General features: G+C 72.2%; 14 protein-coding genes and 1 tRNA gene. 7 read left to right on the top strand and 8 right to left on the bottom strand.

Annotation, left to right across the window (positions count from 1 at the left end):
* Positions 1-145: 145 nt before the first annotated feature.
* From rsrA to IF02_RS0102875, 4 genes are all read right to left on the bottom strand, one after another.
* The gene (gene rsrA / locus IF02_RS0102890) at positions 146-448 is read right to left on the bottom strand and encodes a mycothiol system anti-sigma-R factor (RefSeq protein ID WP_030153557.1); all 303 of its coding nucleotides are present in this window, start codon (positions 446-448) and stop codon (positions 146-148) included.
* Positions 445-1,089, bottom strand: coding sequence for a sigma-70 family RNA polymerase sigma factor (locus tag IF02_RS0102885; protein ID WP_030153556.1), 645 nt, complete (start codon positions 1,087-1,089; stop codon positions 445-447). The genes rsrA and IF02_RS0102885 overlap by 4 nt, the downstream gene beginning before the upstream one ends.
* A 313-nt stretch (positions 1,090-1,402) precedes the next feature.
* Positions 1,403-2,068, bottom strand: coding sequence for an alpha/beta family hydrolase (locus IF02_RS0102880; protein WP_030153555.1), 666 nt, complete (start codon positions 2,066-2,068; stop codon positions 1,403-1,405).
* 50 nt (positions 2,069-2,118) lie between these two features.
* Positions 2,119-2,934, bottom strand: coding sequence for an SOS response-associated peptidase (locus IF02_RS0102875; protein WP_030153553.1), 816 nt, complete (start codon positions 2,932-2,934; stop codon positions 2,119-2,121).
* A 65-nt stretch (positions 2,935-2,999) separates the two neighbouring features.
* Here IF02_RS0102875 and IF02_RS0102870 point away from each other — a divergent pair, with 65 nt between their 5' ends.
* From IF02_RS0102870 to IF02_RS0102855, 4 genes are all read left to right on the top strand, one after another.
* Positions 3,000-3,713 carry a M50 family metallopeptidase gene (locus IF02_RS0102870; RefSeq protein ID WP_030153550.1) on the top strand — a complete coding sequence of 238 codons (714 nt, stop codon included), beginning with the start codon at positions 3,000-3,002 and terminating at the stop codon, positions 3,711-3,713.
* Positions 3,714-3,852: 139 nt separating this feature from the next.
* A complete protein-coding gene (gene aroA, locus IF02_RS0102865) occupies positions 3,853-5,190 on the top strand; it encodes a 3-phosphoshikimate 1-carboxyvinyltransferase (protein ID WP_030153549.1) in 1,338 nt (445 codons plus the stop codon).
* Between the two features lie 9 nt (positions 5,191-5,199).
* On the top strand, positions 5,200-6,210 hold the full coding sequence (gene rsgA, locus IF02_RS0102860) for a ribosome small subunit-dependent GTPase A (RefSeq protein ID WP_030153547.1): 1,011 nt from the start codon (positions 5,200-5,202) through the stop codon (positions 6,208-6,210).
* Between the two features lie 91 nt (positions 6,211-6,301).
* On the top strand, positions 6,302-6,625 hold the full coding sequence (locus IF02_RS0102855; RefSeq protein WP_030153546.1) for a DMT family transporter: 324 nt from the start codon (positions 6,302-6,304) through the stop codon (positions 6,623-6,625).
* Here the strand turns inward: IF02_RS0102855 and IF02_RS0102850 are convergent.
* Positions 6,591-7,163, bottom strand: a complete 573-nt coding sequence (locus IF02_RS0102850) for a TetR/AcrR family transcriptional regulator (protein WP_030153544.1) — start codon at positions 7,161-7,163, stop codon at positions 6,591-6,593. The two genes, IF02_RS0102855 and IF02_RS0102850, sit on opposite strands and share 35 nt — an antisense overlap.
* Positions 7,164-7,313: 150 nt before the next feature.
* Between IF02_RS0102850 and hisN the strand changes: the two genes are divergently transcribed.
* Together hisN and IF02_RS0102840 are read left to right on the top strand one after the other, a co-directional pair.
* Positions 7,314-8,120, top strand: a complete 807-nt coding sequence (gene hisN, locus IF02_RS0102845) for a histidinol-phosphatase (RefSeq protein ID WP_030153542.1) — start codon at positions 7,314-7,316, stop codon at positions 8,118-8,120.
* 146 nt (positions 8,121-8,266) lie between these two features.
* A complete protein-coding gene (locus tag IF02_RS0102840; protein ID WP_030153540.1) occupies positions 8,267-8,662 on the top strand; it encodes a cyclic nucleotide-binding/CBS domain-containing protein in 396 nt (131 codons plus the stop codon).
* Between the two features lie 58 nt (positions 8,663-8,720).
* Here IF02_RS0102840 and IF02_RS0102835 read toward each other — a convergent pair whose 3' ends face one another.
* Positions 8,721-10,190, bottom strand: coding sequence for a catalase (locus tag IF02_RS0102835; protein WP_030153538.1), 1,470 nt, complete (start codon positions 10,188-10,190; stop codon positions 8,721-8,723).
* A 137-nt stretch (positions 10,191-10,327) separates the two neighbouring features.
* Between IF02_RS0102835 and IF02_RS0102830 the strand changes: the two genes are divergently transcribed.
* Entirely contained in the window at positions 10,328-10,744 is a 417-nt protein-coding gene (locus IF02_RS0102830) for a Fur family transcriptional regulator (protein WP_030153536.1), read from the top strand.
* A 110-nt stretch (positions 10,745-10,854) separates the two neighbouring features.
* Here IF02_RS0102830 and IF02_RS0102825 read toward each other — a convergent pair.
* Positions 10,855-10,928: transfer RNA gene (locus tag IF02_RS0102825), tRNA-Met, on the bottom strand.
* Between the two features lie 76 nt (positions 10,929-11,004).
* Positions 11,005-12,852, bottom strand: a complete 1,848-nt coding sequence (locus IF02_RS0102820) for a tetratricopeptide repeat protein (protein WP_030153535.1) — start codon at positions 12,850-12,852, stop codon at positions 11,005-11,007.
* Between the last annotated feature and the right edge of the window lie 14 nt (positions 12,853-12,866).

Below are 12,866 nucleotides of genomic sequence, written 5' to 3'. Positions count from 1 at the left end.
CTCCTCCCCTGTGCCGTACACACCGCTTGGGGAGAATAAGTGGGCCCCCTCGCACAGGGGGCCACATTTTCGTATTGCGCCGTACGGGCACCCCCGGATTAGCACCTTCGAGTGAACGAATCGGCTTCCAGGGGTGGTTGTTCGATCAGCCGGTGGCGGGATCCGCGGTCACGTCGTGATCGGGGACGGCCTGGCCGGAACGGATCAGCTCGATCCGTCCCATGACCTTCGAGCGCAGGTCGGTCGGCACGTCGTCCGAACCGCAGCAGCGCTTCACCAGCTTCTTGACGGCCTGTTCGAGGCCGTACTTCTCCAGGCAGGGATTGCATTCGCCGAAGTGCGTCTCGAACTTCGTGCAATCGCTGTCCGGCATCTCGTGGTCCAGGAACTCGTACAGGTGGTCCAGGACCTCAGAGCAATCCGTCTCGTGCGGCTCTCCGCAGCTCATGAGCCCGAGCCTTTCAGGTCGTTCGACTCTCCCGCGCCGGCGGGGACCAGCCCGCGCTCACGGGCATAGTCCTCCAGCATTCCGCGGAGTTGACGGCGGCCACGGTGCAGTCGCGACATGACCGTACCGATGGGTGTACCCATGATGTCCGCGATCTCCTTGTACGCAAAGCCCTCTACGTCGGCAAGATAGACCGCGATGCGGAACTCCTCCGGAATGGCTTGCAGCGCTTCCTTCACATCCGAATCGGGCAGGTGGTCGAGCGCCTGCGATTCGGCGGAACGAAGGCCCGTCGACATGTGCGACTCGGCGCGCGCCAGCTGCCAGTCCTCGATCTCCTCCGCGGCGCTGCGCTGCGGCTCACGCTGCTTCTTGCGGTAGGAGTTGATGAACGTGTTGGTCAGAATGCGGTAGAGCCACGCCTTGAGATTGGTGCCCTCGCGGAACTGGTGGAAGGACGCGTATGCCTTCGCATACGTCTCCTGGACCAGGTCCTCGGCGTCGGCCGGATTGCGCGTCATGCGCAGCGCGGCCGAGTACATCTGGTCGAGGTAGCCGAGGGCGTCCCTCTCGAAGCGCGCATTGCGCTCCGCGGTCGTCTCCTCCGCGTGGCCTTCGTCGGTCCCAGCGACAGGACCCACCTCCTCCGACTGCGTGACGGCTCCGAAAGCGGACCCGCTCGAATCGGAGAATAGTCGACCATCCCGGCCCTCCGCCGCCTGAAGCGGGCGGCGCTTGGGCGCGGGCAGGACCGTCCAGTCCAGGCCCTCCGCCTGCGGACGGTGCTGGCTGATGACCTGGGTCATGCGCTCCCTCTCCTCCGACTGATCCCGTGCGTTCTGACATCCCGCACAACAGAAGGGTCGGGCCGCGCATTCCCCGGCGGGGGCCGGGTCCCCGGCCTGTGTCAGGTGCGCACCCGCGGTGTGATACGGATCACCCGCGGGTCGGTCATCAGTGGGGCAGCCGGGCGAGCCAGGCGGTGACGGCCCCGGTGATCACCGCGAGGGCCTCGTCCTGGGTCAGGTCCGCCTTCTTCGGCACGGCGAAACCGTGATCGGCGTGCGGGACCTCCACCAGTTCGTACGGTGCCTGCGCGGTCGGCGGCGGGAACTCCTCCGGCCGTCCGAAGGGGTCCCGGCCGCCCTGGACCACCAGGGTGGGCCGCCCGGCGCCGGTGAGCTCCGCGGCCCGGGACTTCTCGGGCCGGCCCGGCGGGTGCAGCGGGAACGACAGGGCCAGCACCGCGGCGGCCCCCAGCTCGGCGGCGGTCCGGCAGGCCACCCGGGCCCCGGCGCTGCGGCCGCCCGCCACCACCGGCAGTCCGGGCTTCGCCAGCGCGGGCCACAGGCCCCGCCAGCCCTCGTCCAGCACCTTGGGCGCGGCGGCCACCTTCTTCCCGGCGACCCGCCACGGCTGCTCGACCAGCGCCACGGTGACCCCGTGTGCGGGCAGGGCGGCGGCCAGGGCCACGAGGTCGCGAGCCTCGATCCCGCCGCCGGCGCCGTGGCCGACGGCCAGCACCAGGCGGGCGGCCGTACGGGCGGGGACGGGATGCCAGGTGATGCGGGCCTCGCCCGCCGGGGTGTCGACGCTCTCGGTGCGCGTACGCGTGGTCATGGCACCCATCCTGCCCGGGACCCGGGCCGGGCTGATCCGCAGGACACCGGCTAGAAGAGCGTGGCCTCCTCCGGCGCGGCCAGCTCGTGGAGCAGCTCCGGCGCGTTGTTGCGTACGTTGCTGACGGCGGTGGACACCGGGTACGCGCGCATCAGCCCGCCCGGCGGCGGCGCGAGCAGGGCCTGGAGCTCGTCGGTGTCGGTCCGGGCCGGGTCCAGCCAGGCGTCCCATCGGTCCGGGGTCAGCATCAGCGGCATCCGGGGGTGGATCTCGGCGAGCGAGGCCGGCCCCTCGGCGGGGGCCACGCCCAGCGGCCCGGTCTCGGCCTCGGCGGTGATCACCGAGCAGGTCGCCCACCAGGCCTGCGGGTGGTCGCCGGGGAGCGTCGGGTCGCGCCAGAACTCGTACATCCCGGCCATGGCGAAGACGGAGCCGTCGGCGGGGAGCACGAAGTAGGGCTGTTTGCGGGCCCGCTTCTTCTTGCCCTCGACCTCCAGCTGCCGCTCGTCGTGGGCGGTGACCCACTCGTAGTACCCGTCGGCGGGGACGATGCAGCGGCGCTGCGCGAAGGGGCGGCGGAAGGAGGGCTTCTCGGCCACGGTCTCGGACCGGGCGTTGATCATCCGGGCGGCGCCGTCGGGGTTCTTGGCCCAGGAGGGGACGAGCCCCCACTTCACCGTGCGCAGCTGACGAACCGGACGCGGGTCCGCGGCGTCTTTCACGGGACGGTCGAGGACGACGTGGACCTCCTTCGTCGGCGCCACGTTCCAGTCGGGGGCCAGGGTCTCCTCGGGCTCCCACTTCTCGATGCCGAAGGCCTCCACCAGGTCCTCCGGCCGACGACTCGCTGCATACCGTCCGCACATGGCTGCCAGACTGCCATCCCACCCGCCCACCACCGCAAGGAGTCCGCCACTCCATGAACAGCTCCATGGACGCCACCGCGACCGCCGGCCTGTGGGACCGGCTCACGGGCATACAGACCCCGCCGGCCCTGTGGCTGGTGATCGTGACGGGCGTGGCCGCCCTGGTCGCCGTGGGACCGCGCCCGCTGTGGCGGCTGTCCCGCAACGCCGTGACCATCGCCCACGAAGGCGGCCACGGGCTGCTGGCGCTGCTGACCGGGCGGCGCCTCGACGGGATCCGGCTGCACTCCGACACCAGCGGGGTCACCGTCAGCCGCGGCAAGCCGACCGGGCTCGGGATGATCCTGACCGCCGCGGCCGGGTACACGGCGCCCTCGCTGCTCGGGCTCGGCGGGGCCGCGCTGCTGTCGGCCCACCGGATCACGCTGCTGCTGTGGGCGGCCACCGCGCTGCTGCTCGCGATGCTGGTGATGATCCGGAACGCGTACGGCGCCCTGACGGTGGTGCTGTCGGGCGCCGCGTTCGTCCTGGTCTCCTGGCTCGCCCCGGCCGGGGTCCAGGCGGCCTTCGCGTACCTGGTGGTGTGGTTCCTGCTGCTGGGCGGGGTGCGGCCGGTCTTCGAGCTGGGGGCCAAGCGCCGGCACGGCGGGGCGCCCGATTCCGACGCGGACCAGCTGGGGCGGCTCACGCACGTCCACCCGGTGGCCTGGCTGCTCCTGTTCCACGCCGTCGCGCTGTGCTCGCTGATCGGCGGCGGGCGCTGGCTCCTCGACCTCTGAGACCTCCGGGGCGGACTCCGCGTTCGACCGGCGGGTCCGACCTCCGGGCCAGGCCTCCGGGTCCGACCTCCGCGTCCAACCTCCGAGACCAGCGTGCGATCAAGATCTGGGTCCGGGGCGAGCCACTAAAGTGGGGGCCATGACCGAGACCCCCGCGCTCCACGCCCTCTGGCCCGCTCCGCTCGCCGACGGCACCGTCCACGCCACCGTCACCGTGCCCGGGTCGAAGTCGGTCACCAACCGCGCCCTCGTCCTCGCCGCGCTCGCCGCCGAGCCGGGCTGGGTACGCCGCCCGCTGCGCTCGCGCGACTCCCAGCTGATGTCGGACGCCCTGCGCGCGCTCGGCGTCGGCATCGAGGAGACCGCCTCCTCCAGCTCCGGCGACGGCGCCGGCGGCGAGGCCTGGCGGGTCATCCCGGCCGCGCTGCACGGCCCGGCCACCGTCGACGTCGGCAACGCGGGCACGGTCATGCGCTTCCTGCCGCCCGTCGCCACCCTGGCCGCCGGCGACATCCGCTTCGACGGTGACCCGCGCTCCTACGAGCGCCCGCTCGGCCAGGTCATCAGCGCCCTGCGCACCCTCGGCGCCCGGATCGACGACGACGGCCGCGGCGCGCTGCCGCTGACCGTCCAGGGCGGCGGGGCCCTGGAGGGCGGCGTCGTCGAGATCGACGCCTCCAACTCCTCGCAGTTCGTCTCGGCCCTGCTGCTGTCGGGCCCGCGCTTCAACCAGGGCGTCGAGGTCCGGCACACCGGCACCACCCTGCCGTCGATGCCGCACATCCGGATGACGGTGGAGATGCTGCGCGCGGCGGGCGCCCAGGTCGACACCCCCGAGGCGGGCGGCGAGCCGAACGTGTGGCGGGTCGCGCCGAGCGCGCTGCTGGGCCGTGACGTGGTCGTGGAGCCGGACCTGTCGAACGCGCAGCCGTTCCTGGCGGCGGCCCTGATCACCGGCGGTACGGTCACCATCCGGGACTGGCCGCGCCGCACCACGCAGCCCGGCGACGAGCTGCGCCGGATCTTCACGGAGATGGGCGGCTCCTGCGAGCTGACCGACGCGGGCCTGGTCTTCACGGGCAGCGGCAAGATCCACGGCATCGACGTGGACCTGGGCGAGGTCGGCGAGCTCACCCCCGGCATCGCGGCCGTCGCGGCGCTGGCCGACTCCCCGTCCACCCTGCGCGGGGTCGCGCACCTGCGGCTGCACGAGACGGACCGGCTGGCGGCGCTGACCGCGGAGATCAACGGTCTCGGCGGCGAGGTCACCGAGACCGCCGACGGCCTGCACATCCGCCCGCGCCCGCTGCACGGCGGTGTGTTCCACACCTACGACGACCACCGGATGGCCACCGCGGGCGCGGTGATCGGCCTGGCGGTGGAGGGCGTGCAGATCGAGAACGTGGCGACGACCGCGAAGACGCTGCCGGACTTCCCGAAGATGTGGGCTCGAATGCTCTCGGGAGCGGGAGCGTAGGGCCCCGTCATGCGCAGGTACGGCAAGCACACCGACGAGGACGACATCCGCCAGCGGCCCAACCCCAAGGGCAACCGGCCCCGGACCACCATCCGGCCCAAACACGAGGACGCGGCCGAGGGCTTCGTCCTGACCGTCGACCGCGGTCGGCTGACCTGCCTGGTCGACGGGCGCACCATCCACGCGATGAAGGCCCGCGAGCTGGGCCGCAAGGCGGCGGTGGTCGGCGACCGGGTCTGGATCGTCGGCGATCTGACCGGCAAGAAGGACACCCTCGCGCGGATCGTGCGGATCGAGGAGCGCAAGTCCGTCCTGCGGCGCACCGCGGACGACGACGACCCGTACGAGCGGGTGGTCGTCGCCAACGCGGACCAGCTGGCGATCGTCACGGCGCTGGCCGACCCGGAGCCTCGGCCCCGGATGATCGACCGCTGTCTGGTCGCCGCGTACGACGCCGGGCTGGAACCGCTGCTGGTCCTCACGAAGTCGGACCTGACCTCCGCGGACAAGATCCTGGAGATCTACTCCACGTTCGGCCTGAACTACGTGGTGACCAACCGCGAGGAGCTGGCGACGGGCGACGCCGCCGACCGGGTGCGCGAGCGCCTGAACGGCCGGATCACCGCCTTCGTCGGGCACTCGGGCGTCGGCAAGACCACCCTGGTGAACTCGCTGGTCGCCGAGGGCCGCCAGCGCGCCACCGGGCACGTGAACGCGGTGACCGGCCGCGGCCGGCACACCACCACCTCGGCGCTCGCGCTGCCGCTGCCGGGTGGCGACGGCTGGGTCATCGACACCCCGGGCGTGCGCTCCTTCGGCCTGCACCACGTGGACCCGTCGCGGGTGATCCTGGCCTTCCCCGACCTCGTTCCCGGTACGGAGGACTGTCCGCGGGCCTGCAGCCACGACGAGCAGGACTGCGCGCTCGACAAGTGGGTGGAGGACGGCCACGCGGATCCGGCGCGCCTGTACTCGCTGCGGCGGCTCCTGGAGACCCGCGAGCGCCGCGAAGGAGACTGATCGTCCGGCGGGGTTTGCCACGCGCCGGGTCTGGTAAATGCATAATCGCACCACGTGACACGACGTCACCTGACGCGGGGAGGCATTCGCCATGGCCTGGCTGCTGGTGGTCGTCGCCGGAATCCTCGAAACCGGTTTCGCGGTGTGCCTCAAGCTGTCGCACGGGTTCACCCGGCTGTGGCCGACCATCGCCTTCGCCGCCTTCGCCCTCGGCAGCTTCGGGCTGCTGACCCTGGCACTGAAGAAGCTCGACGTGGGCCCGGCCTACGCGGTCTGGACGGGCATCGGGGCCGCCGGAACGGCCATCTACGGCATGGTCTTCCTCGGCGACCTCGTCTCGACCCTCAAACTCGTCTCGATCTCGCTGGTCATCCTCGGCGTCATCGGCCTCCAGCTGTCCGGTTCGGCTCACTGAGCAGGCGCAGCAGCCGCATCAGCTCCCCCAGCCCCGGCTCCTCGCCCGGCGCTATCACGTACGAGAGCGCGAGGCGTACGGCGAGCTCGCAGCGCTGCGCCCCCTCCCCCGGGCTGAGCGTGGCCGAGGCCCGGTCGCGGACGGCCCGGGCCAGCTCCCCCGGCCCGGGGGCCGGTACTCCGGGGCGCACCCCCTGCCCGGGCGGCGTGGGTAAGTTCCCGTCCCAGCACCCCGTCAGCAGCGCCCGTACGAGGGGACGCGCGCGGGCCGCCCGTACGGTCCACTCCGCAACCGAGGCGAGGCGCTCGGCGGTGGCGGCCGGGGAGCGCAGGACCCGGTCCACCCCTTCGAGGTACCAGTCGGCCTCGCGGCGCACCAGGGCCCTGCCCAGGCCCGCCTTGCCGCCGAACTCGTTGTAGAGGGTCTGCCGGGACACCCCGGCGGTGGCGGCCACGTCGACCATCCGCACGGACGGCCAGGGGCGCGCCAAGAGCGCCGCTCCCGCCGCTTCCAGCAAGGACTCCCGGGCTGCCGGCATGTGCGCCTCCCCGCTCGACTTCCCCCGCTCCGATTCCCCGCTCGGCTCCCCCGCCAGAGTTGACGGACCGACAGATCCTGTCAAGGGCGCCTGAGGGTCGCACCGTGGACGCCGTTCGCCGGGTCCGGGCAGTCCCGATACTGTTCGAGCATGCCCGAGTATGACGATGACCTCCGCCTTGCCCTTGAGCTCGCCGACGCGGCGGACGCCGCCACGATGCAGCGGTTCCGCGCCCTCGACCTGAAGGTCGAGACGAAGCCGGACATGACCCCGGTGAGCGAGGCGGACAAGGCCGCCGAGGAGATCGTCCGGGCCGGCATCGAGGCCGCGCGGCCCGCCGACGCCATCCTGGGCGAGGAGTACGGGCTCAAGGGCAGCGGCCCGCGCCGCTGGGTCGTGGACCCGATCGACGGCACGAAGAACTACGTGCGCGGCGTCCCCGTCTGGGCGACGCTGATCTCGCTGATGGAGGAGGGCTCCGACGGGGTCTTCCGGCCCGTGGTCGGCGTGGTCTCGGCGCCGGCGCTGGGCCGCCGCTGGTGGGCGGCGCAGGGCGGGGGCGCGTACGCCGGCGGTGCGCTGGGCGGTGCGCCCGTACCGCTCGGCGTCTCGAAGGTGGGCGCTCTCGGCGACGCCTCGTTCTCGTACTCCTCGCTGAGCGGCTGGGAGGAGCAGGGCCGCCTCCCCGGGTTCCTGGACCTGACCCGGCAGTGCTGGCGCACCCGCGCCTACGGGGACTTCTGGCCGTACATGATGGTCGCGGAGGGCTCGCTGGACCTGTGCGCCGAGCCGGAGCTGAACCTGTGGGACATGGCGGCCATCGCGGTCGTGGTCCAGGAGGCGGGCGGCCGGTTCACGAGCGTGGACGGCGTGGACGGCGTACACGGCGGGAACGCGGCCGCCTCGAACGGGCTGTTGCACGAGGAGATGCTGAGGTATCTGCGCCCGCGCGACTGAGCCGCCCGGGTACTGCACCCGGACGACCGGGTGCGCCCTCTTGATGACGCTGCGTACCCATGGGAATCTGAGACTCCTCCGCTTGTGCGCTTGTGAAGACCTTCTCTAAGTGCGCGGAGGACACTCCCCAGGAGGTGGCTCCCTTCATGCTCGTCCGCGACGCCATGAGCACCGTGATCCTCACCCTCGGACCCGCCCACACCCTCCGGCAGGCCGCCTGCCTGATGTCCGGCCGCAGGGTCGGCGCAGCCGTCGTCCTCGATCCCGACCACAGCGGCATCGGCATCCTGACCGAACGCGACATCCTCAACTCCATCGGCGCGGGCCACGATCCCGACCGGGAGTCCGTGAGCGCGCACACCACCAACAACGTGGTGTTCTGCACCCCGCAGGCCACCGTCCAGGAGGCCGCCGAGGCGATGGTCCGCGGCGGCTTCCGCCATCTGATCGTGCTGGAGCACGGCGGCCCCGTCGGCATCGTGTCCGTGCGCGACGTGATCCGCTGCTGGGTCCCGGCGAGGCGCAGCACCGTACCGGCGTAAAAGCCGGAGGGCCGGACCCCGAGGGGTCCGGCCCTTCAACTCTCGGCGAGCGGGTCCGTCAGCCGCGAAGGGCCTGGACCGCGGCCTCCAGCCGCTTGCCGAAGTCGCCGTCCGCCTGGCGGAAGTTGTTGATCGCGCGCTCGGCGATGTCGTCACGGGAGACCTTGGCGATGAAGCCGGACAGGTTCTCGATCAGACGGGCCTGCTCCTCCTCGGACATCAGGCGGTAGAGGTTGCCCGCCTGGACGAAGTCGCCGTCCTCGGAGTGGACCGGGGCGGCGTGGTTGCCCGTGCCGCCGGTGACCGCGGTGGACTGCCACAGCGGGCGGTCGGTCTGGAACGGGCCGCCGAAGCTGTTCGGCTCGTAGTTCTTGGCGCCCTTGTGGCGGCCGTCGTACAGGAAGCCGTCGCGGGAGTTGGTGCGCGCCTCGGTGGCGTGCGGGCGGTTCACCGGCAGGTGGTCGGCGTTGATGCCGACGCGGTAGCGGTGGGCGTCGCCGTACGCGAAGAGGCGGCCCTGGAGCATCTTGTCCGGGGACGGGCCGATGCCGGGGACGAAGTGCGCCGGGCTGAAGATGCTCTGCTCGACCTCGGCGAAGACGTTCTCCGGGTTGCGGTTGAGCTCCAGCTTGCCGATCTCGATCGGCGGGTAGTCCTCGTGCGGCCACACCTTGGTGAGGTCGAACGGGTTGAAGCGGTACTCGGCCGCGTCGGCCGCCGGCATGATCTGGACCTGCACGGTCCAGGTCGGGAACTCGCCGCGCTCGATGGACTCGCGCAGGTCGCGCTGGTGCGAGTCGGGGTCCTCGCCGGCGAGCTGGTTGGCCTCGGCCTGGGTGAGGTTCTTGATGCCCTGGTCGGTCTTGAAGTGGTACTTGACCCAGAAGACCTCGCCGGCCTCGTTGTTCCACTGGAACGTGTGCGAGCCGTAGCCGTTCATGTGGCGGTAGGACGCCGGGATGCCGCGGTCGCCGAACAGCCAGGTCACCTGGTGGGTGGACTCGGGCGACAGACCCCAGAAGTCCCAGACGTTGTCCGCCTCCTGCGAGCCGGTGTACGGGTCGCGCTTCTGGGTGTGGATGAAGTCGGGGAACTTGATGGCGTCCTTGATGAAGAACACCGGGGTGTTGTTGCCGACGAGGTCGTAGTTGCCCTCTTCGGTGTAGAACTTCAGCGCCCAGCCGCGGGGGTCGCGCACCGCGTCGGCCGCACCGAGGTTGCCCGCGACGGTGGAGAAGCGCAGGAACGTCTCGGTCTGCTTGCCGACCTCGGACAGGAACTTCGCCCGGGTCCACTGCGAGACGTCACGGGTGAGCGTGAAGGTGCCGTACGCACCGGCGCCGCGGGCGTGCACCACGCGCTCCGGTATGCGCTCGCGGTTGAAGTGGGCCAGCTTCTCGAGGAGCAGCTGGTCCTGGACCAGGACGGGGCCTCCGACGCCGGCCGTCTCGCTGTTCTGGTTGTCGGCGACCGGAGCCCCGGCCTCCGTGGTGAGCGGTCCCTGCGTCACGTGCGCCTCCTGCGTCATTCCTGCCATGTGCCTGTGCCTGTCCTTGGCCCTTGTCGTACTCGATCCTACGATGGACTTTGTCTAAGTCAAGTAAGGTTCCAAGTCCGCACACGTTCGGGAGTTACACCGAATCCCTCGCTGTTAGGCTGGTGTACATGAGTGACCTGCTGGAACGACTTCGCGGACGCGGATGGCGCATGACCGCACAGCGGCGCGTCGTGGCCGAGGTGCTCGACGGTGACCACGTTCACCTGACGGCCGACGAGGTGCACGCGCGCGCGGTGGACAAGCTGCCGGAGATCTCGCGCGCCACCGTCTACAACACGCTGGGCGAGCTGGTGTCCCTCGGCGAGGTCCTGGAGGTCGCCACGGACCGCCGGGCCAAGCGGTACGACCCGAACGCCCACAAGCCCCACCAGCACCTGGTGTGCGCCCAGTGCGGCGCGATCCGGGACGTGCACCCGGCGGGCAACCCGCTGGCCGACCTGCCGGACGCGGAGCGGTTCGGGTTCGTGGTGTCGGCGGTCGAGGTGACGTACCGCGGGCTGTGCCCGGCCTGCGCGGGGGCGTAACGAACGCGGAGGGGCCCGGGAGCGATGCTCCCGGGCCCCTCTTTCTTTACGTCTTCGCCGTGAAACGACCGAAGGCCCGGATCCAGAGGATCCGGGCCTTCGGCCTTCAGTAGCGGGGACAGGATTTGAACCTGCGACCTCTGGGTTATGAGCCCAGCGAGCTACCGAGCTGCTCCACCCCGCGTCGGTAAACACGACTTTACGTGACGCCACCCGAGAGATGCAAATCGCTTAACGATCGCCCCGCCCCCGGCCCTGGGTCAGGCCGAGAGCTCTTCCGCCAGGGCCTCGCGGAGCCGGGCCGCCCGCTCGGAGACCTCCGCCGGGCCCAGCTCCATGGCCCGGACGCACCACTTCTGCCCCTCCGCCAGGTCCCCGTGCCGCGCGGCCAGCAGCCCCAGCCGCAGCGCCGCCCGGCCGTGGCCGGCCACCGCGGCCCGGGTCCACCACAGCGCGGCCTCCGGCTCGTTCCCCTCGCGCGCCAGCAGCAGCCCGAGGTTGAACGCCCCGTTGCGGGAGCCGGCCTCGGCCGCCTCCCGGTACCACCGCGCGGCGACGGCGCCATCGCCCCGCGCCGCGGCCAGCATCCCGACCCGCACCTGCGCGCGCCGGTGCCCCAGCTCCGCGGCGCGCTCGTACCACTCCTCGCTCTCGCTGCGCTCGGCCCCGCCGGCCGGCTCGCCCAGCGCCACCGGCTCCGGCGGCGGAGCCAGCGATTCCAGCAGCGCGGCCAGCCGGAACGCCGCCTCCGCGCTGCCGCCGCCCGCGGCGCAGCGCAGGTGCCGCTCGGCCGCCCGGTCCTCGCCGTCGCGGACCAGCGCGATGCCGACCTGGAGCGCCGCGTCGGTGTGGCCCGCCGACGCCGCCCGCTCGTACCACTTCAGCGCCGTCCGGTCCTCGTCCCGGCTCGCGAACAGGATCCCGAGGTTGAACGCCGCGTCGACGCTGCCCGCCTCGGCCGCCTTCGAGAACCACGGCTCGGCGCCCGCCGCGTCGCCGACCTGGAGCAGCATGATCGCGAGGGCGTTGGCGGCCTCCCGGTGGCCGGCGTAGGCCGCCCGCCGGTACCACTGCTCGGCCTGCGCGGTCCGCTCCTGTGCGGCGCACAGCAAAGCAAGGTTGTACGCCCCGTTCTGGTCGCCCGCGTCCATGGCGGTCCGGTACCACTTCTCCGCGGTCTGGGTCTCCCCCCGCGCGGCGTGCAGGGCGCCCAGCGCGTTGGCGGCGTTGCCGTCGCCGTCCTGCGCGGCCCGGTTCCACCACGCGACGGCGCTCTCCTCGTCGCCGGCGTCGCGCAGCAGGAAGCCGAGCGCGCACGCCGCCCGCGCCTCGCCCTGCTTGGCGGAGGTCAGGTACCAGCGCCCGGCCTCCTTGAGCTCCCCGCGCGCCTCCAGGAGGGCGCCCAGGTGCAGCGCGGCGCGCCGGTGCCCGCGCGCGGCGGCCTGCCGGTACCACTGCTCGGCCTCGGTGGGGTCGCCCTTGCGCAGGTGCCGGGCCAGCCGGTACGCGGCCTCGCGGTGCCCCTGCTCGGCCGCCTGGCGCAGCCAGCGCTCCACGCCCTTGTCGCCGCGGTGCTCCAGCAGGTCGGCGAGTCCGTACGCGCCCAGGGCATGGCCGGATTCCGCCGCCTGGCGCAGCCAGTACTCGGCGGCGGGCTCGTCCCCGCGCTCGCGGAAGTGGCGGCCCAGCGCGTGTGCGGCCGGGGCGGATCCGGCCACGGCGGCGACCCGCCACCAGCCGGCTGCCTCCTCGGGGTACCCGCGCTGGAGCAGCAGCACCCCGAGGTTGTTCGCGGCGGCGCGGTCCCCCTCCGCGGTGGCGCCGCGCAGGTACGGCTCGGCGCCGGCCAGGTCGCCGCGGCGCAGCAGCAGCGCCCCGAGCACGCTCATCGCGCCCGGGTCCCCCCGGTCGGCCGCGACCCGGTGCCGTGCTTCCAGCTCGGTGTCGCTCGCCGGGTCGGTCTCGGCGAACATTTCTTCCGCGAAATCCGCATCGGTCAGTGCGGTCTGCGCGTTAACGACCGGAGCCTCCTCGTTGGCCTCTGCGCCCGATTCGACTTCCGCCCTCACAAACCGCCCTGTCTCCAGCAGAGTTGACCTGTCCCCCATAAATCCCATCGTCG

This window comes from Streptomyces sp. NRRL S-244, from assembly GCF_000717915.1.
GTDB lineage: Bacteria > Actinomycetota > Actinomycetes > Streptomycetales > Streptomycetaceae > Streptomyces.
This window is presented reverse-complemented; position numbering and strand designations above follow the sequence as displayed.

Bases quoted from the DNA above. Each gene is read 5' to 3' on its own strand.
- rsrA (WP_030153557.1), bottom strand. From the start codon at position 448: ATGAGCTGCGGAGAGCCGCACGAGACGGATTGCTCTGAGGTCCTGGAC.
- IF02_RS0102880 (WP_030153555.1), bottom strand. From the start codon at position 2,068: ATGACCACGCGTACGCGCACCGAGAGCGTCGACACCCCGGCGGGCGAG.
- IF02_RS0102875 (WP_030153553.1), bottom strand. From the start codon at position 2,934: ATGTGCGGACGGTATGCAGCGAGTCGTCGGCCGGAGGACCTGGTGGAG.
- IF02_RS0102870 (WP_030153550.1), top strand. From the start codon at position 3,000: ATGGACGCCACCGCGACCGCCGGCCTGTGGGACCGGCTCACGGGCATA.
- aroA (WP_030153549.1), top strand. From the start codon at position 3,853: ATGACCGAGACCCCCGCGCTCCACGCCCTCTGGCCCGCTCCGCTCGCC.
- rsgA (WP_030153547.1), top strand. From the start codon at position 5,200: ATGCGCAGGTACGGCAAGCACACCGACGAGGACGACATCCGCCAGCGG.
- IF02_RS0102855 (WP_030153546.1), top strand. From the start codon at position 6,302: ATGGCCTGGCTGCTGGTGGTCGTCGCCGGAATCCTCGAAACCGGTTTC.
- IF02_RS0102850 (WP_030153544.1), bottom strand. From the start codon at position 7,163: ATGCCGGCAGCCCGGGAGTCCTTGCTGGAAGCGGCGGGAGCGGCGCTC.
- hisN (WP_030153542.1), top strand. From the start codon at position 7,314: ATGCCCGAGTATGACGATGACCTCCGCCTTGCCCTTGAGCTCGCCGAC.
- IF02_RS0102840 (WP_030153540.1), top strand. From the start codon at position 8,267: ATGCTCGTCCGCGACGCCATGAGCACCGTGATCCTCACCCTCGGACCC.
- IF02_RS0102835 (WP_030153538.1), bottom strand. From the start codon at position 10,190: ATGACGCAGGAGGCGCACGTGACGCAGGGACCGCTCACCACGGAGGCC.
- IF02_RS0102830 (WP_030153536.1), top strand. From the start codon at position 10,328: ATGAGTGACCTGCTGGAACGACTTCGCGGACGCGGATGGCGCATGACC.
- IF02_RS0102820 (WP_030153535.1), bottom strand. From the start codon at position 12,852: ATGGGGGACAGGTCAACTCTGCTGGAGACAGGGCGGTTTGTGAGGGCG.